General features: G+C 62.3%; 27 protein-coding genes and 1 tRNA gene. 9 read left to right on the top strand and 19 right to left on the bottom strand.

All coding sequences use genetic code 11. The features are described 5' to 3' along the window. On the top strand, positions 1-1,110 hold a 1,110-nt coding region (locus F8K16_RS05445; RefSeq protein WP_294948021.1), incomplete at its 5' end, for a bifunctional diguanylate cyclase/phosphodiesterase. Here the strand turns inward: F8K16_RS05445 and bamD are convergent. Further along, a complete protein-coding gene (bamD, locus tag F8K16_RS05440) occupies positions 1,104-1,964 on the bottom strand; it encodes an outer membrane protein assembly factor BamD (protein ID WP_294948019.1) in 861 nt (286 codons plus the stop codon). The genes F8K16_RS05445 and bamD overlap by 7 nt on opposite strands. A gap of 43 nt (positions 1,965-2,007) precedes the next feature. On the opposite strand from bamD, the gene rluD reads away from it, so the two are divergent. The 3 genes from rluD to nhaA all read left to right on the top strand — a co-directional run bounded on the left by rluD (position 2,008) and on the right by nhaA (position 5,226). Continuing rightward, complete coding sequence (gene rluD / locus F8K16_RS05435) at positions 2,008-3,063, top strand: 23S rRNA pseudouridine(1911/1915/1917) synthase RluD (protein WP_294948017.1); 1,056 nt, start codon at positions 2,008-2,010, stop codon at positions 3,061-3,063. After that, on the top strand, positions 3,063-3,806 hold the full coding sequence (gene pgeF, locus F8K16_RS05430; protein WP_294948015.1) for a peptidoglycan editing factor PgeF: 744 nt from the start codon (positions 3,063-3,065) through the stop codon (positions 3,804-3,806). The genes rluD and pgeF overlap by 1 nt, the downstream gene beginning before the upstream one ends. A 70-nt stretch (positions 3,807-3,876) precedes the next feature. Next, a complete protein-coding gene (nhaA, locus tag F8K16_RS05425) occupies positions 3,877-5,226 on the top strand; it encodes a Na+/H+ antiporter NhaA (RefSeq protein WP_294948013.1) in 1,350 nt (449 codons plus the stop codon). Here the strand turns inward: nhaA and gshB are convergent. The 12 genes from gshB to F8K16_RS05365 form a co-directional block, all read right to left on the bottom strand. Next, positions 5,216-6,172: a glutathione synthase gene (gshB, locus tag F8K16_RS05420; RefSeq protein ID WP_294948011.1), complete on the bottom strand. Its 957-nt coding sequence runs from the start codon at positions 6,170-6,172 to the stop codon at positions 5,216-5,218. The genes nhaA and gshB overlap by 11 nt on opposite strands. After that, a complete protein-coding gene (gshA, locus tag F8K16_RS05415; protein ID WP_294948008.1) occupies positions 6,169-7,476 on the bottom strand; it encodes a glutamate--cysteine ligase in 1,308 nt (435 codons plus the stop codon). The genes gshB and gshA overlap by 4 nt, the downstream gene beginning before the upstream one ends. 35 nt (positions 7,477-7,511) lie before the next feature. Next, positions 7,512-8,240 (bottom strand): 16S rRNA (uracil(1498)-N(3))-methyltransferase, encoded by a 729-nt coding sequence (locus tag F8K16_RS05410; RefSeq protein ID WP_294948005.1) that lies wholly within the window; start codon positions 8,238-8,240, stop codon positions 7,512-7,514. After that, on the bottom strand, positions 8,237-9,103 hold the full coding sequence (gene metF / locus F8K16_RS05405) for a methylenetetrahydrofolate reductase [NAD(P)H] (RefSeq protein ID WP_294948002.1): 867 nt from the start codon (positions 9,101-9,103) through the stop codon (positions 8,237-8,239). The genes F8K16_RS05410 and metF overlap by 4 nt, the downstream gene beginning before the upstream one ends. A gap of 220 nt (positions 9,104-9,323) precedes the next feature. Then, positions 9,324-10,481 carry a methionine adenosyltransferase gene (gene metK / locus F8K16_RS05400; RefSeq protein ID WP_294947999.1) on the bottom strand — a complete coding sequence of 386 codons (1,158 nt, stop codon included), beginning with the start codon at positions 10,479-10,481 and terminating at the stop codon, positions 9,324-9,326. A gap of 151 nt (positions 10,482-10,632) precedes the next feature. Further along, positions 10,633-10,708 (bottom strand) — tRNA-Arg (locus tag F8K16_RS05395). Positions 10,709-10,735: 27 nt separating this feature from the next. After that, the gene (locus F8K16_RS05390; protein ID WP_294947997.1) at positions 10,736-11,626 is read right to left on the bottom strand and encodes a hypothetical protein; all 891 of its coding nucleotides are present in this window, start codon (positions 11,624-11,626) and stop codon (positions 10,736-10,738) included. Then, on the bottom strand, positions 11,623-12,468 hold the full coding sequence (locus F8K16_RS05385; RefSeq protein WP_294947994.1) for a symmetrical bis(5'-nucleosyl)-tetraphosphatase: 846 nt from the start codon (positions 12,466-12,468) through the stop codon (positions 11,623-11,625). The genes F8K16_RS05390 and F8K16_RS05385 overlap by 4 nt, the downstream gene beginning before the upstream one ends. Next, the gene (gene rsmA / locus F8K16_RS05380) at positions 12,468-13,244 is read right to left on the bottom strand and encodes a 16S rRNA (adenine(1518)-N(6)/adenine(1519)-N(6))-dimethyltransferase RsmA (RefSeq protein ID WP_294947991.1); all 777 of its coding nucleotides are present in this window, start codon (positions 13,242-13,244) and stop codon (positions 12,468-12,470) included. The genes F8K16_RS05385 and rsmA overlap by 1 nt, the downstream gene beginning before the upstream one ends. Next, the gene (pdxA, locus tag F8K16_RS05375; RefSeq protein WP_294947988.1) at positions 13,228-14,205 is read right to left on the bottom strand and encodes a 4-hydroxythreonine-4-phosphate dehydrogenase PdxA; all 978 of its coding nucleotides are present in this window, start codon (positions 14,203-14,205) and stop codon (positions 13,228-13,230) included. Before pdxA ends, rsmA begins: the two co-directional genes overlap by 17 nt. Next, on the bottom strand, positions 14,202-15,185 hold the full coding sequence (locus F8K16_RS05370) for a peptidylprolyl isomerase (RefSeq protein ID WP_294947986.1): 984 nt from the start codon (positions 15,183-15,185) through the stop codon (positions 14,202-14,204). The genes pdxA and F8K16_RS05370 overlap by 4 nt, the downstream gene beginning before the upstream one ends. Before the next feature lie 9 nt (positions 15,186-15,194). Beyond that, positions 15,195-17,372, bottom strand: a complete 2,178-nt coding sequence (locus F8K16_RS05365; RefSeq protein WP_294947984.1) for an LPS assembly protein LptD — start codon at positions 17,370-17,372, stop codon at positions 15,195-15,197. A gap of 34 nt (positions 17,373-17,406) precedes the next feature. Here F8K16_RS05365 and F8K16_RS05360 point away from each other — a divergent pair, with 34 nt between their 5' ends. From F8K16_RS05360 to yaaA, 5 genes are all read left to right on the top strand, one after another. After that, positions 17,407-18,414, top strand: a complete 1,008-nt coding sequence (locus F8K16_RS05360; protein WP_294947982.1) for a phosphotransferase — start codon at positions 17,407-17,409, stop codon at positions 18,412-18,414. Further along, on the top strand, positions 18,407-19,066 hold the full coding sequence (gene murU, locus F8K16_RS05355; protein ID WP_294947980.1) for an N-acetylmuramate alpha-1-phosphate uridylyltransferase MurU: 660 nt from the start codon (positions 18,407-18,409) through the stop codon (positions 19,064-19,066). The genes F8K16_RS05360 and murU overlap by 8 nt, the downstream gene beginning before the upstream one ends. Before the next feature lie 29 nt (positions 19,067-19,095). Continuing rightward, positions 19,096-19,374 (top strand): hypothetical protein, encoded by a 279-nt coding sequence (locus tag F8K16_RS05350; protein WP_294947977.1) that lies wholly within the window; start codon positions 19,096-19,098, stop codon positions 19,372-19,374. A 34-nt stretch (positions 19,375-19,408) separates the two neighbouring features. After that, complete coding sequence (locus F8K16_RS05345; RefSeq protein WP_294947975.1) at positions 19,409-19,591, top strand: hypothetical protein; 183 nt, start codon at positions 19,409-19,411, stop codon at positions 19,589-19,591. Between the two features lie 70 nt (positions 19,592-19,661). Next, entirely contained in the window at positions 19,662-20,444 is a 783-nt protein-coding gene (yaaA, locus tag F8K16_RS05340) for a peroxide stress protein YaaA (protein WP_294947971.1), read from the top strand. Between the two features lie 82 nt (positions 20,445-20,526). On the opposite strand, the gene soxA is transcribed toward yaaA, so the two are convergent. From soxA to F8K16_RS05310, 6 genes are all read right to left on the bottom strand, one after another. Then, positions 20,527-21,372 (bottom strand): sulfur oxidation c-type cytochrome SoxA, encoded by an 846-nt coding sequence (gene soxA, locus F8K16_RS05335; protein WP_294947969.1) that lies wholly within the window; start codon positions 21,370-21,372, stop codon positions 20,527-20,529. Positions 21,373-21,453: 81 nt separating this feature from the next. Next, positions 21,454-21,765 (bottom strand): thiosulfate oxidation carrier complex protein SoxZ, encoded by a 312-nt coding sequence (soxZ, locus tag F8K16_RS05330; RefSeq protein WP_294947966.1) that lies wholly within the window; start codon positions 21,763-21,765, stop codon positions 21,454-21,456. A gap of 55 nt (positions 21,766-21,820) precedes the next feature. Continuing rightward, a complete protein-coding gene (gene soxY / locus F8K16_RS05325; protein WP_294947964.1) occupies positions 21,821-22,288 on the bottom strand; it encodes a thiosulfate oxidation carrier protein SoxY in 468 nt (155 codons plus the stop codon). Positions 22,289-22,329: 41 nt separating this feature from the next. Continuing rightward, the gene (gene soxX, locus F8K16_RS05320) at positions 22,330-22,701 is read right to left on the bottom strand and encodes a sulfur oxidation c-type cytochrome SoxX (protein ID WP_294947961.1); all 372 of its coding nucleotides are present in this window, start codon (positions 22,699-22,701) and stop codon (positions 22,330-22,332) included. Positions 22,702-22,874: 173 nt separating this feature from the next. Continuing rightward, on the bottom strand, positions 22,875-24,185 hold the full coding sequence (locus tag F8K16_RS05315; RefSeq protein WP_294947957.1) for a M48 family metalloprotease: 1,311 nt from the start codon (positions 24,183-24,185) through the stop codon (positions 22,875-22,877). After that, positions 24,169-24,779: protein-L-isoaspartate O-methyltransferase (locus F8K16_RS05310; RefSeq protein ID WP_294947954.1), on the bottom strand; the 611-nt coding region annotated here is incomplete at its 5' end. The genes F8K16_RS05315 and F8K16_RS05310, both read right to left, overlap by 17 nt.

Below are 24,779 nucleotides of genomic sequence, written 5' to 3'. Positions count from 1 at the left end.
CGGCTGTGCGACCGCCATGATGACGACTGGCCACACTGCTACCATCTTGGCGCGGATGCCTTTGTGCTGATGTGGCAGGCAGACGAGCTGTCACATCCTGCGCTGGAACGGCTGGCGGCACAGCTGCTGGGTCAGCTGGAGAGGCCCATTGAGTGGCAGGGGCAGAATTTTCACGTAGGGGCCTCTATCGGTATCGCAGCCGGACTGGGTGATGAGGCCGAGACACTGGTCCGCCGGGCGGATGCGGCCCTGTCCCGCGCCAAGCAACACGGGCGCCACCGCTGGATGTTCTTCGACCCCGCCTGGCAGGAGGAGATGCTGTGTCGGGTGCAGATCAACATGCGTCTGCAACAGGCGTTGCAGCACAACCTGCTCCATGTGCATTATCAGCCGGTGGTGACCCTGAATGGCGAGCCGGAGGCCTTTGAGGCGCTGGTGCGCTGGGAGGATGAGACGCTCGGCCGGGTGCAGCCGGAAGACTTCGTCCCTGTGGCGGAGGCCTCGGGTCTGATCAATGCGCTCACCCGTCGGGTAGTCGAGCAGGTGCTGGTGGATCTGGCGCGCTGGCAGCAGGTAATGGGGGCTCTCCCGTTTAGGGTGGCCATCAACCTTTCACCGTTGGATCTGACCGCCGAGCAGGTGGAGCGCATCATGGACCGCCTGCGCGACCATCATCTGACCGGACAGGTGGAGTTCGAGCTGACCGAATCCCGCTCGCTGGAGCAGAACGAGGATGCAGGCAATCTGCTGGCATTGATGCAACAGGAAGGGGTTCGGGCGGTGGCCATCGACGACTTCGGCTCAGGCTATGCCTCGTTGGCCCGTATCAAGCAGCTGGCGGTGGACAAGCTCAAAATCGATCAGTCGCTGGTGCGGGACCTGACGCGGGACGAGATGGACCTGGAGATAGCCAGGGCCGCGGTGAGCATGGGGCATGCGCTGGGGCTCAAGGTGGTGGCCGAAGGGGTGGAGACGGAAACGCACTACCGGTTGCTGCGCGCGCTGGGCGTGGATCTGCTGCAGGGGTATTTCATCTCGCCTCCCTTGGCTGCTGATGCGGTCCCTGACTGGTTGCGGCAGTGGCGAGGTTTTCCAAGGGGGGATCAGTAAAGCGGTTCGCTGTCGCTCCAGCGCAGGCTGCGGCTTCGTGTCTTGTAATCGTAACGCTCAAGCTGGCGGATGCGCTCCTGCATGCGGCGTGTTTCCCGCCGGGGGCGCTGCACCTGCTTTTCATAGGTGGCCACCAGCACATCCCGCACATGGTTTGCCTGGGGCGCCATGCCCAGCCGCCGGTAGGCCGCCTCCATCAGCTTCAGTCCATCCAGCACCGCCACCGCGTGGGGATAGTGGTGGATCAGCGCCTTGACCCGCTCAATGGCGGCCAGATCAGCCCCCCGTTCGAAGTAGAACTTGGCCACATAGTAGTCATGGCGGGCGATGCGGTTGTAGAAGATGATCATCTTGCGCCGCGCCACGCGGGCGTATTCGCTGTTGGGGAACTTGTCCGCCACCGCCTTGTAGTAGTTGAACGCCTGACGCAGGGTTTCGGCGGATCGGCGTGCCGGATCGGTAATCCAGCGGTCGAAGAAGCTGGTGACCATGGCCTCCGCCGCGCGGGCGCGCAGGTAATAGGCCCAGGGGAGCACCCGGTGGCGCGGGTAGAGGCGGATGAAATCATTGAGCGTACGGATGGCCGACTGAGGCTCGTCCCACTTGTAGTAGGCATAGGCCAGATCCAGATAGGCCTGCTCGGCCTCCTTGCCGTAGGGGTAGTATGCAAGCAGTTTCTCGCCGTATTTGATGGTCTGCTCCCACTGCTCGTTGTCGAACGCCTCCTTCATGTGGGCGTAGTAGTCCGCCACCGTCCACTGGGATTCCGGCTTTTCGGTCAGGTTGGACAGGGTGGAACAGCCACCGGCGGCGGCGAAGGCGAGCAGCAGGCCCAACAGGCGCAGAAGTTTCATCGCATACAATAGTCTGTCTCTGGAATGCGGGGAATCATACCACATGGCCGAACTGGACATCCGACACGACCGTCTGCCTGTTGATGCGGCCGGCGAGCGGCTTGATACGGTGCTGGCGCGCCGTTTTGATGATCTCTCCCGGGAGCAGGTCAAGCAGGCCATCCGCGCCGGTCGTGTGCGGCTGGACGGCGAGCCGGTCACCAAGCCCAACTACCGGGTGCTGGGCGGTGAGGCGCTGGAGCTGGCCCTTGAGCGCACCGAGCAGGTTGAAGCCGTTCCTGAACCCATGGATCTGCCCATCGTCCATGAGGATGACCATGTGCTGGTCATCGACAAACCGGCGGGGCTGGTAGTGCACCCGGGGGCTGGCAATGCCAGCGGCACCCTGCTCAACGGTCTGCTGCACCATGACCCCGCGCTGCAGCGGCTGCCACGGGCGGGCATCGTCCACCGGCTGGACAAGGACACCACCGGCCTGATGGTGGTGGCCCGCTCCCAGAAGGCTTATCAGTCGCTGGTGCAGCAGCTGGCCGAGCGAACGGTGGAACGGGTCTATGAAGCCATCGTGCAGGGCGAGCCCATTTCCGGCGGCACCATCGAGAAGAATATCGGACGCCACCCGAAGGACCGCAAGCGCATGGCGGCGCTGGATGTGGGTGGCAAGCCTGCGGTGACACACTACCGCGTGGTGGAGCGCTTCCGTGGCTTTACCCATGTGCGCGTCAAGCTGGAGACGGGGCGGACCCATCAGATCCGCGTGCACATGGCCATGATCGGTCATCCCCTGCTGGGTGATCCGGTCTATGGTGGTCGCCGCCTGAAGATCCCCAAGGGCATGGCGCCGGAATTCATCGAAGCGCTGCGCGCCTTTTCCCGCCAGGCGCTGCACGCCGGGCGGCTCAGCTTCATCCACCCGGACACGGGGCAGCCGGTCAGCTTCTCCACGCCGTTGCCGGAGGACATGGCCGGCATGATCGACCTGCTGCGGGATGAGAAGATGGTGTGGGAGGCCGAGCAGGAGACGGATGACTGGGCGTATGACGACGAGGTGGAGGTAGCCTGGGTGGCCGATGACGGGCAGTTGATGGAGTGGGACTGATGGATGCGCTCGGCTTCGTGCCTGACTGGCCGGCGCCGGCCGGTGTCCACGCCTGGCAGACGGTGCGCGCCGGCGGTGTGAGTCAGCCGCCCTATGAAAGCCTCAACTTGGCGCTGCATGTAGGCGATGACCCGGATGCGGTGCGGAAAAACCGCAAAAGGCTCTTTGAAGCCCTGAAACTGCCTTCCATGCCCCATTTTCTTGATCAGCAGCATACCGCTCGGGTGGCGAAATTTTCGCAGCCTGTAAAAATGGGGGAGACCCCGTTGTTGGCCGATGCCGCCTGGACCGATGCGCCCGGTGTGGTTCTGGCGGTCATGACGGCGGACTGTCTGCCCATCCTGCTGGCGGATGAGCAGAGCCGCTGCGTGGCGGCGATTCATGCCGGCTGGCGTGGGCTGGAAAATGGCGTGATCGACAATACCGTAGCGACGCTGCCTGTGATGCCGCAAGCGCTGACCGCTTGGATCGGCCCGGGCATCAGCCATGACCATTTCGAAGTGGGAAGCGAGGTGTATGAGGCCATGCTGAACGGGCGCCGAGCTCTGCCGACGCACTTTGACGCCAGAGGCGGGAAATGGCTCATGGATCTGGCCGCCATCGCCGCCTGGCAGTTGAAGCGGCTGGGTGTCGGCCGTGTGGTCAACAGTGGTCTGTGCACCTGGTCCGAACCGGCGCGTTTCTACTCCTACCGGCGTGACGGGCGCACCGGACGCATGGCCACGCTCATCTGGCTCGATTGATACTTTTCCCTTTTCCGGCCATTGCCGTTGGTCAATAATAGGCCGTCGAACAATCAACAACGGACGAACCATGCATTTCAGAATTCCTGAGCAGTTCCGCGCCCTGGCGCCGTGGGAAAAGGTGGCCGACCGGGTACTGACGCCCCTTGAAGAGTTCATCCACTCCCAGACGGCCACGGCGCTGGCGCTGATGTCCATGACGCTGGTGGCGCTGGTGCTGGCCAACTCGCCATGGGGTGCGGCCTACCATCACTTCTTCGAGCAGCCGCTGAGCATCGGTTTTGGTGACCATGTGCTCAGCATGAGTCTGCACCATTGGGTCAATGATGGCCTGATGACGTTCTTTTTCTTCGTCATCGGGCTGGAGATCAAGCGGGAACTGCTGGTGGGCGAGCTGTCGGACATCCGTGCCGCGCTGCTGCCGGTGGTGGCCGCCATCGGCGGCATGGTGGTGCCGGCGCTGATTTTTCTCGGCCTCAACTGGGGTCAGCCCACGGTCAACGGCTGGGGCATTCCCATGGCCACGGACATTGCCTTCGCCATCTCGGCGTTGGTGCTGCTTGGCAGTCGGGTGCCGAGCGGACTGGTGACCTTCCTGATCGCACTGGCCATCGTGGACGACCTGGGCGCGGTGGCGGTGATCGCACTGTTCTACACCGACACCATTGCGCTGGATGCCCTGGCGGCAGCGCTGGGCGTCTGGGCGGTGCTGTGGCTGTTCAATCGCATGGGCATCTACCGACTGTGGCCCTATGCCCTGGGTGCGGTGCTGATGTGGGCCTTCATGCTCGCCTCCGGCGTGCATGCCACGGTGGCCGGCGTGCTGGCGGCGCTGGCCATCCCGGCGCATCCCAAGTACAAGCCCCAGTTCTTCGATGATCTGGTGGAAGGGTTTCTGACCCGTTTTCGCGCTGCCCCGCCGCAGCGGGATGATGCCCTTTCCGCCGAGCACAAGGGCATCATCTTTTCGGTGGAACAAGCCGCCAAAGGCGTACTGCCGCCGTCGATCCGGCTGGAGCATGCGCTGCACCTGCCGGTGGCGCTACTGGTGATTCCGGTGTTCGCGCTGGCCAACGCCGGCATTCCCATCTCGGGTGAGGCACTGGCGCAGGCGTTTGTCAGCCCCGTCTCCCTTGGCATCATTCTTGGACTGGTGCTGGGCAAGATGATCGGCATTTCCGGGGCAGCGGCGCTGGCGGTGAAGCTGGGCTGGGCCGCGCTGCCGAACGGAGCGCGCCTGTCTCAGTTAGTGGGCGTGGGCCTGCTGGGCGGTATCGGTTTCACCATGTCCATCTTCATTGCCGAGCTGGCCTGGCCCGGCCAGCCCGAGCTGCTGGCGCAGGCCAAGATGGCAGTGCTGCTGGCTTCGCTGATCGCCGCGGTAAGCGGCTATGTGTGGCTGCGCTGGGTCAGTCGCTGATGTGGCGGGGCAGCCGGTCGGCCAGATGGTCGATCAGCTCTCCGGCGATATCTAGACCGAACTGGGCGTCCAGCTCACGGATGCAGGTGGGGCTGGTGACGTTGATTTCGGTGATCCAGTCGCCGATCACGTCCAGTCCCACGAACACCAGTCCCTTTTCCCGCAGGGTGGTGCCTACCTGCGCCGCCAGCCAGCGGTCCCGCTCACTCAGTGGCTGGCCGACGCCCTGCCCGCCGGCAGCCAGATTGCCGCGGGTCTCGCCCTCGGCGGGAATGCGCGCCAGCGCATAGGGCACAGGCTCCCCATCAATCAACAGGATACGTTTGTCGCCTTGGCGGATTTCCGGCAGATAGCGCTGTGCCATGATGGGCATGCGGCCCCGGTGGGTCAGGGTCTCGATGATGGCGTTGGTGTTGGGGTCGCCCGCGCGCACGCGGAAGATGCCGGCCCCGCCCATGGCGTGCAGCGGTTTGAGGATGGTGTCTCCCTGTTCGGTGATGAAGGCCTTCAGGTGATCGGCCCGAGCGCTGACGCGGGTAGGCGGCATGCACTGGGGAAACCATGCGGTGAACAGTTTCTCGTTGCAGTCGCGCACCGCCTGTGGGTCATTGATCACCCACAGGCCGTCCCGTTGCGCCAGAGAGAGAAGATGGGTGACGGTGAGATAGCGCTGGTCAAACGGCGGGTCCTGTCGCATCAGCGCCACGTCGAATTCGCAGGCGGGACACGTGAGGGGCGCGCCCAGTTGATAGTAATCCTCCCGCCGGTCAAAGACCGCCACGGGTCGGGCATCGACCATGACACGGCTGCCGTCCAGCCACAGATCCTCAGGCGTGGCGTAAAACACGTCATGGCCCCGTTGCTGCGCCGCCAGCATCATGGCGAAGGTGGAGTCCTTCCACGGTTTGATGGTGTCGATGGGGTCCATCACCACCAGCAGTTTCATTCGGCGGCTCCTGCGCATTCAGGTTTGGTCTCGCAGATCTCCCGCGCGGCGGCCACCAGCGCCAGCCGTGCCACCACGCCGTAGGCGTAGAAGCGGTTCGGGGCGGCGTCCGGGTCGGCCTGATGGTCGGGCAGGGCGCAGGCCTCGGCGAAGGAGAGCGGCTCGAAGTGCATGCCGGGCGCGTTGAGGTTGTCGGTGGCGCTCTTGCCGGTATGCACCCGGTAGAAGCCGCCCACGACGCGAGCGCCGATCATGTAAACCACCGGCTCGGCCACGGCGCCGTTGAGGGTTTCGAACGTGTAGACGCCCTCCTGCACCATCATCTGGTGGGCCACCAGTCCCTCCTTGCCGGAGCTCATCTTGTTGCGCTGCTTCTTGTTGAGCGAGAGGATCTCCTCCGGGTCACGCACGCTCATGATGGCCATGCCGTAGGTGCCCCGGTCGGACTTGACCACGGCGAAGGGGGTGTCTTCTACTCCGTGTTCGGCATAGGCCCGGGCCGTTTCCTCCAGCACGCTGTTGACCGCCCCGGCCAGGCATTCCAGCCCTTCGCGCTTTTTGAAATCCACCGGACCGCACTGCACGGAGCGGGGGGTGATGATCCACGGGTCGATGTCGATCAGCGCGGCGAACTCGGCCGCCACCCGGGTGTAGTGCTCAAAGTGATGGGTCTTGTAGCGGCTGACCCAGCCCATGTCCAGCGGCGGCAGCAGCGTCTGTTCGATGCCTTCGAGGATTTCCGGCCGGCCGCTGGAGAGGTCATTGTTGAGCAGCACGGCGCAGGGGAAGAAGTCGCCCACGCCCACCCGGTCGCCCTTGCGCACCAGCGGCTCCAGCGTCAGGGTCTCGCCGGAGGGCAGATCCAGCGTCATGGGCTCGGTCAGATCCGGCAGCAGCGAGCCGATGCGGGTCTCGTAGCCGGCAGCGCAGAGAATATGCTGCAGCGCGCGCACGTTTTCCAGATAGAAGGTGTTGCGGGTGTGGTTTTCCGGAATGATGAGCACACCATCGGCCACCGGGCAGGCCTGTGTGACGGCCGCCTGAGCCGCCTGTACGGCCAGCGGGCGCAGCTCCGGCGCCAGATTGTTGAAGCCGGCGGGAAACAGGTTGGTGTCCACCGGTGCCAGCTTGTAGCCGGCGTTGCGCAGGTCCACCGAGGCATAGAAGGGGGCTGGCGTGGCGCGGAACTGCTGGCGGAACCAGCTTTCGATCTGGCTCTGGTGATCCAGCAGGTGGCGCTCCAGCTCCAGCAGGGGACCGGTGAGCGTGGTCTGGAGGTTAGGGACAATATGAGTTGATGGCATGTATCGATCAGGTTTTATTTTGAAGGTTTATTCTATCACCAGTCCCCCCAGCGGGCCTGAGCCGCCGCCAGCAGGGCGCAGCCGGCGGTTTCGGTGCGCAGTACGCGCGGGCCGAGTCGCACCGGCGTCAGGCCAGCCTGCCGCGCGTGAGTGACTTCCTCCTCGGTCAGACCGCCCTCTGGACCCACGAGAATGTGCATCGGCTCAATGGGTGTATCCAGGGCTGAGAAGGGCTGTTCGGCCCGTGGGTCCAGCACCAGCCCCGGACGGAAGTGGGCCAGCCAGTCGGTCAGCGGCAGCGGCTCCAGCACGGCAGGCACCACGCGCCGGCCGGACTGCTCGCAGGCGGAGATGACCACCTGCTGCCAGTGGGCCATGCGTTTGAGCAGCTTGTCGCCCTTGAGCTTGACCTCGCAACGCTCGGTGAACAGGGGCTGAATGGCGGTCACCCCCAGTTCGGTGGCCTTCTGCAGCGTCCAGTCCATGCGTTCGCCCCGGCTGATGCCCTGTGCCAGCACCGTGTGCAGGGGAGACTCCACGGATTCGGCGGGGCGGTGGGCGAGGATTTCAATCTCCGCCCGTTTCTTGCCCACGCTGACCAGTTCGGCCAGCGCGGCCTGACCTGCGCCGTCGAACACCTCGATCTGGTCACCGGGGCCGAGGCGCAGCACCCGTGTCAGATAGTGGGCCGCCGCCTCCGGCAGGGGGATGATGCGTTCGCCGGTGTAGTCGACGGGCAGATAGAGGCGGTGTTTGAGGCTCATGCGGGCCGGTGAAAGGTGAGCGCCCGCACGATGCTGCGGGTCGGTTCCACCTGGTTCATGGTATAGAAGTGCAGTCCGGGCGCACCCGCATCCAGCAGGCGTTGGCACAGGGTGATGACAAAATCCCGCCCGAAGGCGCGCAGCCCTTCCATGTCGCCGCGGTCGGAGAAGCCTTCCAGCCGGCAGCGCAGCCAGCGGGGCACTTCGGCACCGCACATGTTGGAGAAGCGCATCAGCTGGTCATAGTTGGTGATGGGCATGATGCCGGGCACGATGGGCAGGTCGATACCGGCCGCCTCGCAGCTGTCGATGAAGTAGAGGTAGCTGTCCACATTGTAGAAGTACTGGGTGATGGCTTCATCGGCGCCCTGATCCACCTTGTACTTGAACCAGCGGATACCCTCGTCGCAGTTTTTCGCCTGCGGGTGGGTTTCCGGGTAGGCAGCCACTTCCAGCTTGAAGCGGTCTCCAGTCTGCTCACGGATGAAGCGGATCAGGTCGGAGGCGTATTTGAACTCGCCCGGGTCCAGCATGCCTGAGGGCAGATCGCCGCGCAGGGCCACGATGCGCTCCACGCCCAGCTGGTCGTAGGTGTGCAGCAGTTCCAGCACGCTGTCCCGCGTCTGGCCGATGCAGGTGAGATGCGGGGCGGCGTCATAGGGAGTTTCCTGCTGGATGTAGGTCACCGTCTCCACCGTGCGTACCTGGGTGGTGCCGCCGGCGCCATAGGTGACGGAGATGTATTCCGGCCTGAGTGCGCCCAGCTCGGCAATGGTGTCCTTGAGCTTCTCGAAGCCTTCGTCGGTGCGGGGCGGGAAAAATTCCAGGCTGACCGGCTGGGGGTATTTCTGCTGTGACTGCATGATGGTGTTCCGCATTTTTTCAAAGAGTGAGCCGCTATGGCAGACAACTGGCAGGTGCAGGACAATTCTTGCCTGCTCATGGCTTTGCCGTCAAGCGGCTGCAGGGCCTGAGCCGTGCATGGCAGAACGCCCTTCTGTCAGACGCTTGCCATGCTGGTCCGGCCCTGAGGCCAACAGCCGCTGCAACGGCGTCGAGAATGTCCTGCTCCGTTGTGTGAGATTACAGTCCCGCGGCTGTGCGCAGCGCCTCCGCCTTGTCCGTGCGCTCCCAGCTGAACTCCGGCAGTTCACGGCCGAAGTGACCGTAGGCCGCCGTCTTGCGGTAGATGGGCCGTTTCAGATCCAGCATGGTGATCAGACCCTTGGGACGCAGGTCGAAGTGTTCACGCACCAGCTGTTCGATGGTCTCCAGCGGCACTTTTTCCGTGCCGAAGCAGTCAAGGCTGATGGAGGTGGGCTCGGCCACGCCGATGGCATAGGAAACCTGAATCTCGCATTTGTCCGCCAAGCCTGCGGCAACGATGTTCTTGGCCACATAGCGACCGGCGTAGGCGGCAGAGCGGTCCACCTTGGAGGGGTCCTTGCCGGAGAAGGCGCCACCGCCGTGACGGGCCATGCCGCCGTAGGTGTCTACGATGATCTTGCGCCCGGTCAGACCGGCATCGCCTACCGGACCGCCGATGACGAAGCGGCCGGTGGGGTTGATGTGGTAGCGGGTGTCCCTGTGCAGCCACTCGGCGGGCAGCACCGGCTTGATGATCTCCTCCATTACCGCTTCGCGGATCACCTCATTGGAGATGTCAGGATCATGCTGGGTGGAGACGACCACCGCGTCCACCGCCACGGGCTGGCCGTCCCGGTAGCGCAGGGTGACCTGGCTCTTGGCGTCGGGGCGCAGCCACGGCAGGTGCTTGGCCTTGCGCAGGAAGGCCTGCCGCTCCATCAGCCTGTGGGCGTAGTAGATGGGTGCGGGCATCAGCTGCTCGGTTTCGTTGGTGGCGTAGCCGAACATCAGTCCCTGGTCGCCGGCACCCTGTTCGTGCTCTTCGGACTCGTCCACGCCCATGGCGATGTCGGGGGACTGCTTGCCGATGGCGGAAAGCACTGCGCAGGTATCACCATCAAAGCCATAGTCCGCCTTGTCGTAGCCGATGTCCTTGACCACCTGGCGCACCAGTTCTTCCAGATCCACCCAGGCTTCGGTGGTGATCTCACCGCCCACCAGCACCATGCCGGTCTTGACGAAGGTTTCGCACGCCACGCGGGCGTCCGGGTCCTGTTTGAGGATTTCGTCCAGAATGGCGTCGGAGATCTGGTCGGCGATCTTGTCCGGATGGCCTTCGGAGACGGATTCGGAAGTGAAGATATAGTCGCTCATGTCCTGTGTTCCCGTGTTGTGATGACAGATGAGCGGCGGGCGGGAGGGGAAGGGTGTTCGACCTCTCGCTTTAGCCGCATTTGTAACGCGCCCGCAAGCTGAGACTCAAATCGGCGCGAAAAGACCAATTATATCACGAAGTTGGAAAGGATGGCGCGCCCACCAGGACTCGAACCTGGAGCTAGGGCTTAGGAGGCCCCTGTTTTATCCCGTTAAACTATGGGCGCGTGAAGTGAGGCGGGAGAATTATAGCATCAGGCGAAGAAGTCGGGTTCCACGGAGAGCTGGCCGCCTGCCGCCAGTTTTCGCCCGGTGTCCATGACCTTGTCCACGCTGATCTTGGCGCGGGTCTTGTCCAGTTTCTGCACCTTGATCAGTTCGGTCTTGATGTTCTGGGCGATGAGCACGCTCAGATGGCCGAGCACCCGGCGCGCCAGCTTTTCGTCATGGGCCAGCAGCAGCAGGTTGAGGATATCCTGCTCGCTGACATGTTCAAGCAGCGTGGCCAGATCCTCATCATTCAGCAGCAGCAGGCGGCGTGCCCGCTCCTCGTAATATTTGATGGGTCGGCCGAGGGTGCGCAGGGTGTCCCGCTTGATCAGCCACCAGGTCTGGAACTTGACGGGATCCAGCTGCTCGCGCAGCAGCTGCACCGCCTCGCGATACTGGGGAATGTAGCCATAGAAGCCGTCCTGCAGAGCCTTGATCAGCGGCCTGTATTTCTTGGGCAGGAAGTCCTGAAAGTAGATGAGCAGGCCGGTATTGCCCTCCACCTCGGCGATGTAGTTCTCTACCGCCTGACGGGCGGCCTGCATCAGCGCCTTTTCGTAGCGATCCAGCAGGCGGCCGATCAGCAGCAGAGTCAGGGCTGCTACCACGAAGCTGGGAATGAGATAGCCGCTGAGGGCGGCAAACAGCCAGGTGAGCAGAAACAGCAGCACGGCGCCCACCGGCATCACCAGCACCCGGGCCCACTTCCATTTGCCGAGCATTTCCGCGGAGACCTGCTCCAGGTCGAGGCGATTCAGGTCGATGGCGTTGAGCCTGTCGAGCAGGTCGTCGGCGGAGGGCATGTCGTCATAGAAGACGTCGGCCTGTTCTTCGGTTTCGGGAGGAGGGGTGTCCGGCAGGGCGTTGTCGCTCACGAATGTTTACCGGGTTGCAGAGTCTGAGGACATTGTAGGGTGTGGCGGGTGCCGTCTTCAACTCGCCAGGCGGTGAGCTGGCCACCCCACAGGCAGCCGGTGTCCAGCGCATGCACGTTGTAGCCGTCGTAGGCGCCCAGGGTGGACCAGTGGCCGAAGAAAATGGTGCGGTCCTTGTTGCGCCGGACGGGGTGCACGAACCAGGGGGCGTAGCCTTCCGGCTGATGGCCGGGGGCAGCCTTGCACTGGAATTCCAGACAGCCATGCGGGTCACAGTAGCGCATGCGGCAGAATGCGTTGACCGCGTAGCGCAGGCGATCCCAGCCGGTGAGCCCTTCGTGCCAGCAGGCCGGTTCGGAACCGAAAAGATGCCCGCGCACGAAGGTCTTCCAGTCCGCATCGCGGAGGTGGTCGGCCACGTTTTCGGCTTCCTGGCGGGCCTGTTCATGCGTCCATTGAGGTGGAATGCCCGCATGCACCATGGCCAGGTTGTAAACCTCATGGGGGAGGTAGAGGGGCTGCTGGCGCAGCCAGTCGATCAGGCTGTTGCGGTCCGGCGCGTTGAGGATCTCGTCCAGGGTGTCCTTTCTGGATCTGAAACGGGTCAGTCCGGCGGCCTGGGCCAGCAGGTGGAAGTCATGATTGCCCAGCACCATGCGGCCACGGCCGCTTTCTTCCAGTCGGCGCACGAAACGCAGGCACTCCAGTGACTGAGGGCCGCGGTTGACCACATCGCCTACGAACCACAGCTCATCCGCAGCCGGGTCATAGTCGATCTGCCCGAGCAGTTGCTGAAGTGGATCGAAACAGCCCTGCAGGTCACCGATGATGTAGAGCGCCATCAGTCCTTCTCCACCAGAAGGTTGCTCAGCCGGACGAAAGCCTCCACAGGCACCGCCTCGGCCCGCAGGGTGGGATCAATGCCCACCGCTTCCAGGTCTTCTGGCGTGGCCAGCCCCTTGAGTGTATTGCGCAGGGTCTTGCGTCGCTGGCTGAACGCCTGTTTGACCAGTGCCTCAAGATGCGCCTCGTCATGCGCCAGCACCGGAAAAGGACGGGGCACGAGGCGCACGATGGCTGAATCCACCTTGGGGGGCGGCGTGAAGTTGCCCGGCCCGATGGTAAACAGCATGGTGGCGTCGCAGTGATACTGCACCATGACGCTCAGTCGCCCGTAGGTCCTGCTGCCGGGAGCGGCGGTCATGCGCTCGACCACCTCCTTCTGCAGCATGAAGTGCATGTCCCGGATCGCCGCCTTGAAGCCGAGCAGGTGGAAGATCAGCGGGCTGGAGATGTTGTAGGGCAGGTTGCCCACCACGCGCAGGGGCGTGGGCGTCAGTTGGCCGAAGTCGAACTGCAACGCGTCGGCCTGATGCAGGGTGATGTTGTCAAACGGTGCGAACAGCTTTTCCAGCCGCGGGATCAGGTCCCGGTCGATCTCGATCACATCCAGTCGGGCACCGCTGCGCGCCAGCGGCAGGGTGATGGCCGCCTCTCCGGGGCCAATCTCCACCAGATGATCTTCCGGCTGGGGATCGACGGCGCGCACAATGCGCTCTATCACGCGGCGGTTGTTGAGAAAGTTCTGTCCGAAACGCTTCTTATGCCTGTGTCCCATCGCTCATCTCCCGGGCCACCTGAAGGGCGTAGGCCAGGCTGCCGGTATCGGCCCGCCCGGTGCCGGCCAGCTCCAGCGCCGTGCCGTGATCTACGGAAGTGCGCACGAACGGCAGCCCCAGCGTGATGTTGACGGCACGGCCGAACCCCGTGTATTTGAGTACCGGCAGCCCCTGGTCGTGATACATGGCCAGCATGGCGTCCGCTTCCACCAGCCAGCGGGGGGTGAACAGGGTGTCCGCCGGCAGCGGGCCGGTCAGGTTCAGGCCCTGTTTACGCAGTTGCGCCAGTGTCGGTTCGATGATTTCAAGTTCTTCTCGACCGAGGTGGCCCTGCTCGCCGGCATGGGGATTGAGCCCGGCCACGAGGATGCGGGGCGTTTCGATGCCGAAGCGTCGGCGCAGGCTGTCATCCAGAATGGTGAGCACCCGTTCCAGCCGATCTGGTGTGATGGCATCGGCCACCTCGCGCAGCGGCAGGTGGGTGGTGGCCAGCGCTACACGCAGCCCTTCGGTGGCCAGCATCATGACCACCTGATCCACGCCCGCCAGCGCCTGAAAGAACTCGGTGTGACCGGTGAAGGGCAGTCCGGCGTCGTTGATGACGCCCTTGTGTAACGGTCCGGTCACCACGGCGGAAAACCGGCCGCTGAGGCAGCCTTCTGCTGCGGTGCGCAGCTGTTCAAGCACATGGGGGGCGTTGGCAGGATCGGGGCGGCCGGCTTCGACCGGCGCACGCAGGGAAACGGGCAGCACCTGAAGTTGACCGGGGGTGGCGGTCACGGGCTGGCCGTCGCGCCATTCGTTCAGCTGCAAGGGTTGTCCGAGCTGTCGCGCCCGGTCCTCGAGCAGGGTCGGGTCGGCCAGCACGACGGCGGCAAGTCCGGCTTGGGCCAGCTGAATGACAAGATCCGGACCGATGCCGGCCGGCTCGCCGGTGGTGAGGACAAGTGGGGCCTTCACGGTTTCAGCGTGGCCGGGTCGTCGAGGTAGATCTTGATGTTGGCTTCATCCCGCAGGCGGCGCAGCCACAGGGTCAGCAGCTCGCTGGCCTTGCGCAGTCGCAGTTTGGTGGCCGCCTTCTGGCGCAGGTCGTCGCCCACCTGTGGGGCAGCGTCCTCGACGCCTTCCAGCTTGAGGATGTGGAAGCCACCCGGGCTGCGCAATACCGGTGTGATCTGTCCCGGCTGCAGAGCCTGGACGGCCTGCAGGAACAGGTCCGGCAGTTCACTGGTGCTGCGCCAGCCCAGATCCCCTCCCTTGAGGGCGTTGGGGCCGTTGGAGTGGCGCACGGCCAGTTGGGCGAAGTCGGCGCCCTGCTGCAGCTGCCGGCGCAGTTTGTCCGCCTGTTTTTTCAGCGCCTGCACCTGCTCAGGCGTGGGGGCGCTGGGCAGGGCCAGCATGATCTGGCGCAGGTGGTAGCGCTTCTGTCCGCCCCCGGTGATCTGTCGGATGTACTGGTCGATGTCCTGTTCGGTCACATCGATTCGACGCACGATTTCCAGCTGACGCAGCTTCTCAATCAGCAGCTGATCACGGATCTGCCGGCGCAGCTGCTCGAAAGCGCCGGGTTGCCGGGCATCCAGCGCCTGACGGAAGGCGTCCAGCGGCAGGCCATTGGCGGCGGCGATCCGGGCCAGCTGGGCGTTGACCTCCTCGTCGGTCACCTGAATGCCCCGCTGCTTTGCGCGTTGCAGCTGGATGGTGCGCAGAATGAGGTTGTCGAGCACCTTGCGGCGCAGTGTGGCCATGTCAGGCGGTGTGATGCCCTGCTGACGCAGCTGGCGCAGCGCGTCCAAGGTGGCGGCGTCCAGCTCGCTTTCAAGAATGGGCTGGTCGTTGACCACCGCCACGATGCGGTCCAGCAGCTGGGCGCTCCAGCCGGTTGCGGGCAGCAGGGCAAGCAGGCACAGCAGGGTCAGCGCACGGAGGAGGGTTGTCATGGGCAGGCCTTAGAAGTTGAGTTTGTCTTTGAGCTGTTGGTCGAAGCGTCGTCCGCCGCTTCCGATGCCCTTGAGGGTGAGCACGAAGCGGATGGCGTAATTATATCGCCCATCGTCGAGGCGGGTTTCATCCACCTGAATTTCGCCGCGCCAGCAGCAGCTTTCGTATCCGAGGCCATGCAGCTGTTCCACCGCGCGGTTTTCGGTCAGGTTGACCTCCCAGAAGGTGCCCAGCGACCAGCCGCGGCCCAGCTCGATGTGGGCGCCAGTGAGCAGGCTCTGGCTTTCGCTGTCGGTGCCGACGTTTTCCCATTTGAGCTGTCCCAGCCAGCGCCAGCCCCGGCCACGCAGTCGCCAGCGGGTGATCAGGTTGTCCAGACTGATGTCCCGACGGCGAAGCTGGGCGGTGGTGTCCAGAAACAGGTGGTGGCTGCTCAGGCGGCCGAGCACATAGTAGTCGCTGGCAGGGGTGGTGTCTTTCTTCAACCCGTCCAGTCCGATGTAGCGGGGTGCCAGCCAGAAGGCCTGACCCACGGCGAAGCGCAGCCGCTCCTTGCCCTTTTCCGTCAGCAGGCGGGTGGTCAGCGCCAGGGACAGTCTCTGCGTGTCACCGACGCGGTCGCCACCACTGAAGCGGTTGAGCACGAACAGATTGTCAAAGCTGAGACTGCGGGTGCTGCTGTCAAAATTGGGGGCGGCGAGCTGATCATCCACCCGGGGAATCCAGCTGAACTGGATGCGGGGTTCGAGTGTCTGTTTCCAACCCTTGCCCCACTCCGGAGCCAGTCGTTCGAACACCAGCTGGCCGTGCACCTCCGCCAGCGGTACCCAGAAGGCGGGTGTCCGTCCGTCGTTGAGGCTGTAGCGGTTGCCCTTCAGCTGAGCCTTGAAGCCGTAACTCCCCCATTCTTCCACCCATTCTCCACCGAGTGTGGGGTGGAGCACGTAGCGCCAGCCTTCCGGCTTGCCGTGGCCGGCAATGGGGATTTCGAAATCCGTGCCTGACGCATTCAGGTGGGTGTCCACCGCATCGGTAAGACGTGTGGTCCAGTGGAGGCCCACCTCGGGGCGGCGTTCGTAGTCGTAGCCGTGATTTCTCAGCAGCAGCCAGTCCTCATGGGCCACCCAGGTGCTGAAATTGGAGTTTGGTTTCCATTCAAGCCGCAGGGTGCGCTTGCGGTGGGTTTCGGTCTTGAGGTTGGGGTCGAGCGGCAGGTCGGCGAAGAAGTCCTTGTCAGAGACGTCCGCCCAGTCGGCCGAGGCGGTCAGGGCAGGGGTGAGCCGGTAGCTGCCCTTGAACTGCCAGCGCCAGCGGTCGCGCCCCAGCGCCTCGTCCCGGATGAATCCGCCCAGCAATGTGCCCTGACCCTGTCTTGTCAGCAGGCGGAACTCATTGTCCAGCAGAGTGCCGCGGTCCTGCATTTGATAGAAGGTAAGCGTGTCGTCGTAATTGGGTGCCAGATTGAAGTAGTAGGGAATGCCCACCAGCCAGCTGGTATCCGTGCGGTTGGGGGACTTGTAGCTTTCCAGTCGCGGCATGAGAAAGCCGCTGCCACGGCGGCTGGTGGGATAGCTGATGTATGGCGTGTAGAGCACCGGCACATCATGGATCGTCAGCCAGGCGTGATGCGCGTAGATGCGTTGTCTACTGCGATCCAGCCGCAGCTTTTTGGCATGCAGCAGCCAGTCGTTGCGACCGACCGGACAGCTGGTGATGGCTGCGTCCCGCATGTGGGCCTGACCTTTGGCGCGTTCATCGCGCAGATGGCCGGCCTGGCCTCTGTAGCGACGGTCACGGGTCTGAAAGCGCAGATTGCGGCCGCTGATGATCTTCTCGTGACGAGAATAGGTCAGTTCCTGGGCCTGCAGCAGCAGTTTGGGCGTTTCCAGGGTGACATGGCCGACGGCGCGGAAAAGTTGTCGCGGCAGACGAATCCATTCAGCCCGATCCGCATGCAGTCGTCCTTTGGGGCGCAGCAGTTCGACCGGCCCTTCCAGCACCGCCTTGTGCGCATCGGCATGCAGGCGCACGCCCCATGCCTGCGTCGGTCCGGATACGGGCAGGCTTTCAGCGGGCGGAAACAGCCAGGGATACTGGCAACGCTCGGCCGCGCCCACGGTTGCCGGCAGCCACAAAAAAGCGGTGAAAATCAGCGCCGTTCGTCTCAAAATAACCGCCAGTTGCATCAGAAAGCCTCATTTTAGCCTTGGAGGGCGCCAATTGGACACAGACCCGCGTTTTTCCCGGTTGCGCCAGTGGCTGGCGGAAACCGTCCCCGCAAAATTGGGGGAGACCCCGTCTTCCGAGCCGGTTCCGGCCAGCAGCGACGCCAGCTTCCGGCGCTATTTCCGCATTGAGATCGGTGAGCGAACCTTTATCGTCATGGATGCACCGCCTGAGCAGGAGCAGACCGAGCCGTTCGTACGCATCGCCGGCTGGCTGAGGGAGATGGGGCTCAATGCGCCGGAAGTATTTGCATGGAACCGGGAGGAGGGCTTCGTGCTGCTGAGTGATCTGGGCACGGTGGACTATCAGCAGGCACTAAATGAAGAAACGGCGGACGCCCTCTACCGGGATGCGCTGATGGCGCTGGTGCGCATGCAGCAGGCGGGAGACGGATATGTTGACCAGTTGTCCACCTATGATATGCGACTGCTGCAGGAGGAGATGGCGCTGTTTGCCGACTGGCTGGTGGAGCGCCACCTGTCGCTGGACACTCCCGACTGGTGGCCGGAGACGACGGCTGCATTGAGCGAGTCGGCGCTGGCCCAGCCTCAGGTGTTCGTGCATCGGGACTACCACAGCCGCAACCTGATGGTCAGCGACCCCAACCCGGGCCTGCTCGATTTTCAGGACGCGGTGCGCGGCCCGCTGACCTACGATGCCGCCTCCCTGCTGCGGGACTGTTACGTGCGCTGGCCTGCAGAACAAGTGGATATCTGGCGCAAACAGTATTTTGATCAGCTGGTGCAGGTTGGTCTGCAGCGACCGGAGGACTGGCGTGGTTTCGTGCGCGCCTTTGATCTGATGGGCATTCAGCGTCACCTCAAGGCTGCGGGCATCTTTGCCCGCCTGTGGCACCGGGACGGCAAGAGCCGCTACCTGGCCGATGTGCCCAATACGCTCCGATACATTGTGGAGGTGGGTGTGCACTATCCCGAAACCCGGGTTCTGGCTGATTGGGTGGGGGAGACGGTGTTGCCAGCTTTCGAGGCGCAGCATGCCTGAGGTGGCCATGATTCTGGCCGCCGGGCGCGGCAAGCGGATGCGGCCGTTGACGGACACCACCCCCAAACCGCTGTTGCCGGTCTGTGGCGAGCCCCTGCTGGGCCGGCATCTGCGACGCCTGCGCAACGCCGGTATCCAGCGGGTCGTGGTCAACGGTGCCTGGCTGAAGGCGCAGATCGAGGCCTATGTCACAGGGCGGGACTGGGGCATGGAGGTCATCTTCTCCCCTGAGCCGCCGGGTGGATTGGAGACAGCCGGCGGTATTGTCCGTGCACTCCCCTGGCTGGGCGAGCGACCTTTCATCGTCGTCAATGGCGATGTGTGGACGGACTTTGACTTTGCTTCTCTGCCGGATCAGGTTGAGGCCGCCCATCTGGTGCTGGTGTCGAGCCCACCCCATAATCCCCACGGGGATTTCGGGCTGGAAAACGGGAAAGTGTTGCCCGAGGGCCCTTACACTTTCGCCGGTATCAGCGTGCTCTCGCCCGCGCTGTTTGCCGGACTGGACGACAGGCCGGCTCCGCTGGCACCACTTTTGCGCAGCGCCATGGCTCGGGGTGCGGTGACAGGCCGTCTGCATGAAGGGATATGGCACGATGTGGGCACCCCTGAGCGCCTGCGAGACTTGGAAAAGAGATTAGGGTGTGCTTAAATGACGCTGTTCAATTGTGGAGAAAATCGATGAGCGCACGCAAGCACAGACAGACGCTGGAGATGATCTTCGGCCATCCGGTCAGCACCAATATCGACTGGAAGGCGGTTGAGCATCTGTTCGAGCACCTCGGCTACGAGGTGGAGATTACCAAGAACCACCACGCCAAGGTCAAGGCCGACAACGGCCAGGAAGTGGTCATCATTCTGCCCCATCACGGCCACACGCTGGAAAGCAAGGACGAAGTGATCAAGATCCGGCATTTCCTCGAAGGTCAGGGTGTAACGCCCGAAACGTTTGCCGCATGATTCTTTTTTCAATCTCAATGGAAGGAGTGTAACCATGAAAGCTGTCAAACTGATGATGCTGTCCCTGTTCGTGCTGGGTGTTGCCGCCTGCTCCAAGGGGGGTGACCAGAACAGTGCACAGGGTGCGCAGGAAAAGGCTCAGCAGCATGTGCAGCAGCCGGCAGGCAAGCCCGCTGGTGGCTATGATCCGAATGCTGATGCCGACAGCGACTGCTGAGCAGTCAGTCTGTCAGTAGACACAGAGCAGGGCGCCCCATGGCGCCCTGTTTCGTTTGGGAGGATGCATCATGTACATGCTCATTTCACCGGCTAAGAAGCTGGACGAATCACCACAGGTAAACCCGACGGCCATTCCGATTACGGAACCCGAACTGCTGGGGCGGGCTGATGAGCTGGCACGCATCATGCAGCGCAAGGCACCTGACGAGATTGCCGCGCTGATGAAGCTGAGCGACAAGCTGGCCGAACTCAATTTCGAACGCTATCAGGCGTGGGAAGTGCCCTTTCCTGAGGAGAGGACAAAGCCGGCGGTCTTCATGTTCCGCGGGGATGTGTATCAGGGGCTGGATGCGGATACGCTCAAACCGTCCGGGCTGCAGTATGCCCAGAGGCATCTGGGCATACTGTCCGGCCTGTATGGCCTGCTTCGCCCGCTGGATCGCATTCTGCCCTACAGGCTGGAGATGGGAACACGGCTGGAAAACCCTGCTGGAAAGGATCTCTATGCCTTCTGGGGGGAAGCAGTGACCGGACTGGTCAATGAACGCCTTGCGGCATCGGGCAGCAGACAGCTGGTCAACCTTGCCTCCAATGAATACTGGAAGGCGGTTGATGCGAATCGGATCGAAGGGGAGGTCATCACACCGGTCTTCAAGGACTGGAAGAACGGCCAGTACAAGATCATCAGCTTCCATGCCAAGAAGGCGCGGGGCATGATGGTGCGCTGGGCCATCGATCACCAGGTTCAGGATGCCGAAGAGCTCAAGTATTTCGACTATGGGGGGTATGGGTTCGCACCGGAGCTGTCCGATGAGAAGAACTGGGTGTTCACCCGCCGGCAGGAGGCGTAGCCATTGCCGGCAGCCCCCTGACATGCAGAAACAAAAAAACCCGGCAGGACGGCCGGGTTTTTTTGATGGAGCCTGATGACGCTTATTCGCGGTAATCCGGACCGTCAATCTCGAGGCCATTGGACAGATAGGCCTCAAAGAACTCCAGGTTACGGAAAGCCACGGACTGAGGACCTCCTACAGTCTTGGGATCCCAGCGCATGTTCTTCATGCAGCCGGTATAGCGCTTGTGCAGGGTGCCCAGGTAGTTCCACTTGGCGCGCCATACCGGGAAGTGGGTGGTATGACCCAGCGCCGGAGAGAGAATGTTGGCGCGTGCACGACGACCAGCGTTGTAGGCATGGCACTTGGCGCAGGACAGGTTCAGTTGGCCATGCGGCTTGGTGAACAGGTCACGTCCGGCGTTATAGGCTTTCCTGGCGCCTTCAGAGTCGATCTTGACGTTGATCTTCTGGCCTCGGGCATTGTAGGCCAGATAGGCGCTCAGGCGGGCGATGTCACCCTTGCCCCATTTGAACGGCTTCAGGCCGGCATTCTTGCGGCACTCGTTGATGGCCAGTTCCAGCGTGACCACTTCGCCACGCTTGTCGTCGAAGTAGGGATACTTGGGACGGATTTTTGAAACATCGGAACCGAAGCACTTTTCATAGACGGCGCGGTCCTTGTTCCACAGTTCCTCACCCAGGTCGATGGCATCCAGGTAAGGCGGGAATTCGTCAACGGCTTCGTACTGAGCCTTCTTGTCAGCGTTGTAGATGTAGGCGCCCAAGCGGTATTCTTCAAACGGTACCTTGGGGCTTTTTGCCATGATGAAGTCGACAAACTGCTTGCGATCCTTTTCGGGATCAACATTGCTGCCAGCATAGGCATTGGTTGCCACGGCAAAAGCGCCGGCTGACAGTGCGGTAATCAGAAGGGTTTTTTTCATTTAGGAATCCTCCGTCCGAGAGCTTTGGTCAGAATATATATGTAGTAGAGCGGCTCCAGGCGGAACCGCTCCGATGCCGAATTACTTCAGCTTCAGCTTGGCAGAACCTTTGTCGCCAGTGTTGTCAACAACGTTGATGACAACTTCGTCGCCCTTGTTGGCCTTCACTTTGACGGCCATGTAGGGGTTGGCGGAAACCGCACCAGACCATTGCGCATCAACAGCCTTGGTGCCGTTTACCGCAACTTCCACGTTCTGGATGAACTTGGGCGGATAGGGCTTGCCAGTCTTCTTGTTGATGCGACGGCCGGATTCCATCGGGTGCTTCATCAGCGCCTTGATTTCGGCTACGCCGCCACGGACCTTGCCACGTACACGAATTTTGATAGACATAACTCTGTTCCTTTGCTTGGTTTAACGGTACTACAGCTTCTCGTTGGGCGCAGTATTAACCGCCGCAACCACCGATGGTAACCTTGACCTGCTGCTGAGCCTTGTACAGCTTGCCACCAGCCTTGACAATGGCGATGACGTTCATGGTCTCACCCATCTTGATACGGGTGGAGACATAGCCCAGAGCGGGACCGGAGAAGTTGTATACGCAAACCAGCGGAGTGGGGTTCTTGTCGGCCAGAATGGCGATGGACTCGACACCGCTCATCTTGGAAGCGTCAACGGTGATCGGCGTTACCGCACCGTTCTCGGCGATTTCGGGCGCCTTCAGAACCAGGTCACCAGACTCGCCGGCAGCAGTGGTGCCGAACACGGCCTTGATGGCTTCGTCAACTTTCTTGGCTTCGAAAGCGGCCTTGTTCCAGTCAGCCAGAACGGCAGAAGGTGTCAGCAGGCCCGCATTGACAGCTACCACGGCAGCGCCTGTTGCCAGGGTGCCTTTCAGGAAGGATCTACGCTTCATAGGTAAGACTCCTAATTTTATAGTGTGAAAAATGCAATCTGTTACAGAGTGTAGATGAACTCGACAATCTTGTCGATCTGATCCTCTGACAGAATCGCGTGTCGTCCGAACGGAGGCATCATGCTGTACTTGACTTCAAGCTCCGGCTTGCCCCAGATCTTGTCACGCAGCTTCTGCTTGTCGGGATAGCGCAGCTTCATGGCGATCAGTGCGGGGCCGATGTTGCCGGGCAGAGAACCGCCCTTGATCATGTGGCAGGCCAGGCAGTTGCCCTTGGAGCGGCTGAAGGCCAGCTTCTTGCCTTCAGCAACCACTTTGGCGTCGGCACCGGCTGCCTGAGAGGCAACAGGCGCCGCCATCAGCGTGGTGGCAACCGCAGTGGCAGCCAGAGCGTGAATCATCTTGTTTTTCATTCTCTCCTCCTAAAGAGTCTTGTGGTTAGTCTTATCGAAATAAGACCACAACTTTTTATGAGCTGGTCTGCTCTTGAAGCATAAGGTTACTCAATCAACCAGTAAACGCAAGCGTTTTCCAATGCGGGGCCATAGCAATCTTTAATGAAGAAATAAAGTTTTGCTTGGGCAGGTCAGGCATCGGTCAGGGCGGCAGTCTGGCGTTGAAGCTGTTCGTAGCGCAGGCGTTCTTTTCCGTGCAGTTGGGCGGGGTCTAGTTCTTTCAACAGGTTATGGGCCTGACGCCAGCGTCCTTTGAGCCAGTTGGCTTCCGCTGCGTAGAGGCGGGCGCGCGCCTGCTGACCCATGCGCGCCAGCAGGTCGGCCAGTGTATCGGCATGCAGGGTGCGCAGGGGAGGCGGGTTGTCTTCGAGAGGAAGGTCGAGAAGTTGCAGTGCAGTCTGTGGATGTGTGTCGGCCAGTGCCCGTGCCAGTTTGAGACGGATTGCCAGTGTGTCCGGGTAGCGTCTGATCAGATTTTGGGAAATGGAAATGACGTGCTGAGGTCGCGTCTGTATGGCTGTCAGTGCATGATTGAGATCAGCCAGCCAGGACGGTGCTTCAGATACATGTGTCCTGTTCACCCGTTCAGGTTTTTCAAGGTGGCGGATGCGGTCCTTTATGAGGGAAAAGGGCAACAGCGGCGGCGGTGTGCCACGGGAAGCATGGATTCGTTTGAGTGTATCCAGTCGGTCCTTGGCCGCTGCCAGGCGGTGCTGGCTGACCGGGTGTGTGCGCAGAATTTCCGGTATTGAATGCGTGTCACGTTCGCTGCGCTGGTAGAGCAGCTCGAAGAAATCGGCCATGGCTTCGGGTCGGTAGCCGGAGGCATGCAGCAGCTGAAGACCGAGGGCGTCGGCCTCGGTTTCGTCGCTGCGGCTGTTATTCAGCTGGTTCTGCAGGTTGAGTGCATTGCCGGTGTAGAACATGGCCATGCCGGCCTGGGGGTCCTTCTGTCCGATCAGCAGGGCGGCCAGCAGCGTTGCCAGGCTGGTGAGGGTGTCGCGGTCAGCGTGAGTCAGTCGCCGCAGCAGGTGATGCTGATGCACATGGCCGATCTCGTGGGCGATGACGCCGGCCACCTCGTCAATGGAGCGGGCGGAGAGAATGAGGCCGCTGTGAATGCCGATGACCCCGCCCGGTCCGGCAAAAGCATTGATTTCGGGGCTGTCGATCAGCAGGAAGGTCACAGGTTCCGGGGTGTCGGCATACTGGGCCAGATACTGGCCCAGGCGGGTCAGCCACTGGTTCAGGATCGGGTCTTCGATGACGGCATGACGGTCGTAGAGAGAGCGCAGAAAACCCAGGCGGAACAGTTGGCGCTGTTGCGGGGTGAGTTGCTGGCGGGCCTGACTGCCCAGGTCGGGCAGTGCGGCAGGAAGGGGAGGCGCCAGCAGTGCCAGCGCCAGAAAGAGGGGGGCAAGCCTTCTAGAAAACAAAGGCATCTTTCGGTTCGCAGTGGATGAGCGGCTTCATGTCCGTTTCGAACAGCGCCTCTCGCTCATAGTTGTGCTCTTCCACGCGGGTGATCAGCCAGGTTTCCATCAGCGGGGAGCAGCCGGTGGTGGCGATCATGCGGCCGCCCAGCGTCAGTTTTTCCAGCATGGCCTGAGGCACTTCGGCGCTGCTTCCGGTGAGGATGATGACGTCATATTGTTCGCCGTCCTGCCAGTCACAGGCGCCATCGCCCACTTCAAAACGAATGTTGTCATAGTCCTTGAGCTTTTCCCGGGCGCTTTCGGACAGGTCTGCGAAATATTCCACCGTGGTGACCGATTTGGCCAGCTGTGCCAGCAGAGCGGTCATGAAACCGGAGCCGGTGCCGATTTCCAGCACCTTTTCACTTTCGTCAATGTCCACCGCCTGCAGCATGCGCGCTTCTACCTTCGGTGCCAGCATGACCTGATCGTGAGGCAGGGGTACTTCCAGATCCATGTAGGCCAGATCCCGGTGTTCTTCCGGTGCAAAAAGGTGGCGCGGGGTGTCCAGAAACAGCTGCAGCACTTTGGGGTCCAGCACATCCCAGGGGCGGATCTGCT

The organism is Sulfurivirga sp. (assembly GCF_015490265.1).
In the GTDB taxonomy this organism is placed as follows: Bacteria; Pseudomonadota; Gammaproteobacteria; order Thiomicrospirales; family Thiomicrospiraceae; genus Sulfurivirga.
Note: the sequence above shows the minus strand (reverse complement) of the source record. Positions and strands in the feature narration are given on the sequence as shown.

What these genes read in the sequence shown, in the direction of transcription:
- bamD (WP_294948019.1), bottom strand. Translation starts at nt 1,964, where the DNA reads ATGAAACTTCTGCGCCTGTTGGGCCTGCTGCTCGCCTTCGCCGCCGCC.
- rluD (WP_294948017.1), top strand. Translation starts at nt 2,008, where the DNA reads ATGGCCGAACTGGACATCCGACACGACCGTCTGCCTGTTGATGCGGCC.
- pgeF (WP_294948015.1), top strand. Translation starts at nt 3,063, where the DNA reads ATGGATGCGCTCGGCTTCGTGCCTGACTGGCCGGCGCCGGCCGGTGTC.
- nhaA (WP_294948013.1), top strand. Translation starts at nt 3,877, where the DNA reads ATGCATTTCAGAATTCCTGAGCAGTTCCGCGCCCTGGCGCCGTGGGAA.
- gshB (WP_294948011.1), bottom strand. Translation starts at nt 6,172, where the DNA reads ATGAAACTGCTGGTGGTGATGGACCCCATCGACACCATCAAACCGTGG.
- gshA (WP_294948008.1), bottom strand. Translation starts at nt 7,476, where the DNA reads ATGCCATCAACTCATATTGTCCCTAACCTCCAGACCACGCTCACCGGT.
- F8K16_RS05410 (WP_294948005.1), bottom strand. Translation starts at nt 8,240, where the DNA reads ATGAGCCTCAAACACCGCCTCTATCTGCCCGTCGACTACACCGGCGAA.
- metF (WP_294948002.1), bottom strand. Translation starts at nt 9,103, where the DNA reads ATGCAGTCACAGCAGAAATACCCCCAGCCGGTCAGCCTGGAATTTTTC.
- metK (WP_294947999.1), bottom strand. Translation starts at nt 10,481, where the DNA reads ATGAGCGACTATATCTTCACTTCCGAATCCGTCTCCGAAGGCCATCCG.
- F8K16_RS05385 (WP_294947994.1), bottom strand. Translation starts at nt 12,468, where the DNA reads ATGGCGCTCTACATCATCGGTGACCTGCAGGGCTGTTTCGATCCACTT.
- rsmA (WP_294947991.1), bottom strand. Translation starts at nt 13,244, where the DNA reads ATGGGACACAGGCATAAGAAGCGTTTCGGACAGAACTTTCTCAACAAC.
- F8K16_RS05370 (WP_294947986.1), bottom strand. Translation starts at nt 15,185, where the DNA reads ATGACAACCCTCCTCCGTGCGCTGACCCTGCTGTGCCTGCTTGCCCTG.
- F8K16_RS05365 (WP_294947984.1), bottom strand. Translation starts at nt 17,372, where the DNA reads ATGCAACTGGCGGTTATTTTGAGACGAACGGCGCTGATTTTCACCGCT.
- murU (WP_294947980.1), top strand. Translation starts at nt 18,407, where the DNA reads ATGCCTGAGGTGGCCATGATTCTGGCCGCCGGGCGCGGCAAGCGGATG.
- F8K16_RS05350 (WP_294947977.1), top strand. Translation starts at nt 19,096, where the DNA reads ATGAGCGCACGCAAGCACAGACAGACGCTGGAGATGATCTTCGGCCAT.
- F8K16_RS05345 (WP_294947975.1), top strand. Translation starts at nt 19,409, where the DNA reads ATGAAAGCTGTCAAACTGATGATGCTGTCCCTGTTCGTGCTGGGTGTT.
- yaaA (WP_294947971.1), top strand. Translation starts at nt 19,662, where the DNA reads ATGTACATGCTCATTTCACCGGCTAAGAAGCTGGACGAATCACCACAG.
- soxA (WP_294947969.1), bottom strand. Translation starts at nt 21,372, where the DNA reads ATGAAAAAAACCCTTCTGATTACCGCACTGTCAGCCGGCGCTTTTGCC.
- soxZ (WP_294947966.1), bottom strand. Translation starts at nt 21,765, where the DNA reads ATGTCTATCAAAATTCGTGTACGTGGCAAGGTCCGTGGCGGCGTAGCC.
- soxY (WP_294947964.1), bottom strand. Translation starts at nt 22,288, where the DNA reads ATGAAGCGTAGATCCTTCCTGAAAGGCACCCTGGCAACAGGCGCTGCC.
- soxX (WP_294947961.1), bottom strand. Translation starts at nt 22,701, where the DNA reads ATGAAAAACAAGATGATTCACGCTCTGGCTGCCACTGCGGTTGCCACC.
- F8K16_RS05315 (WP_294947957.1), bottom strand. Translation starts at nt 24,185, where the DNA reads ATGCCTTTGTTTTCTAGAAGGCTTGCCCCCCTCTTTCTGGCGCTGGCA.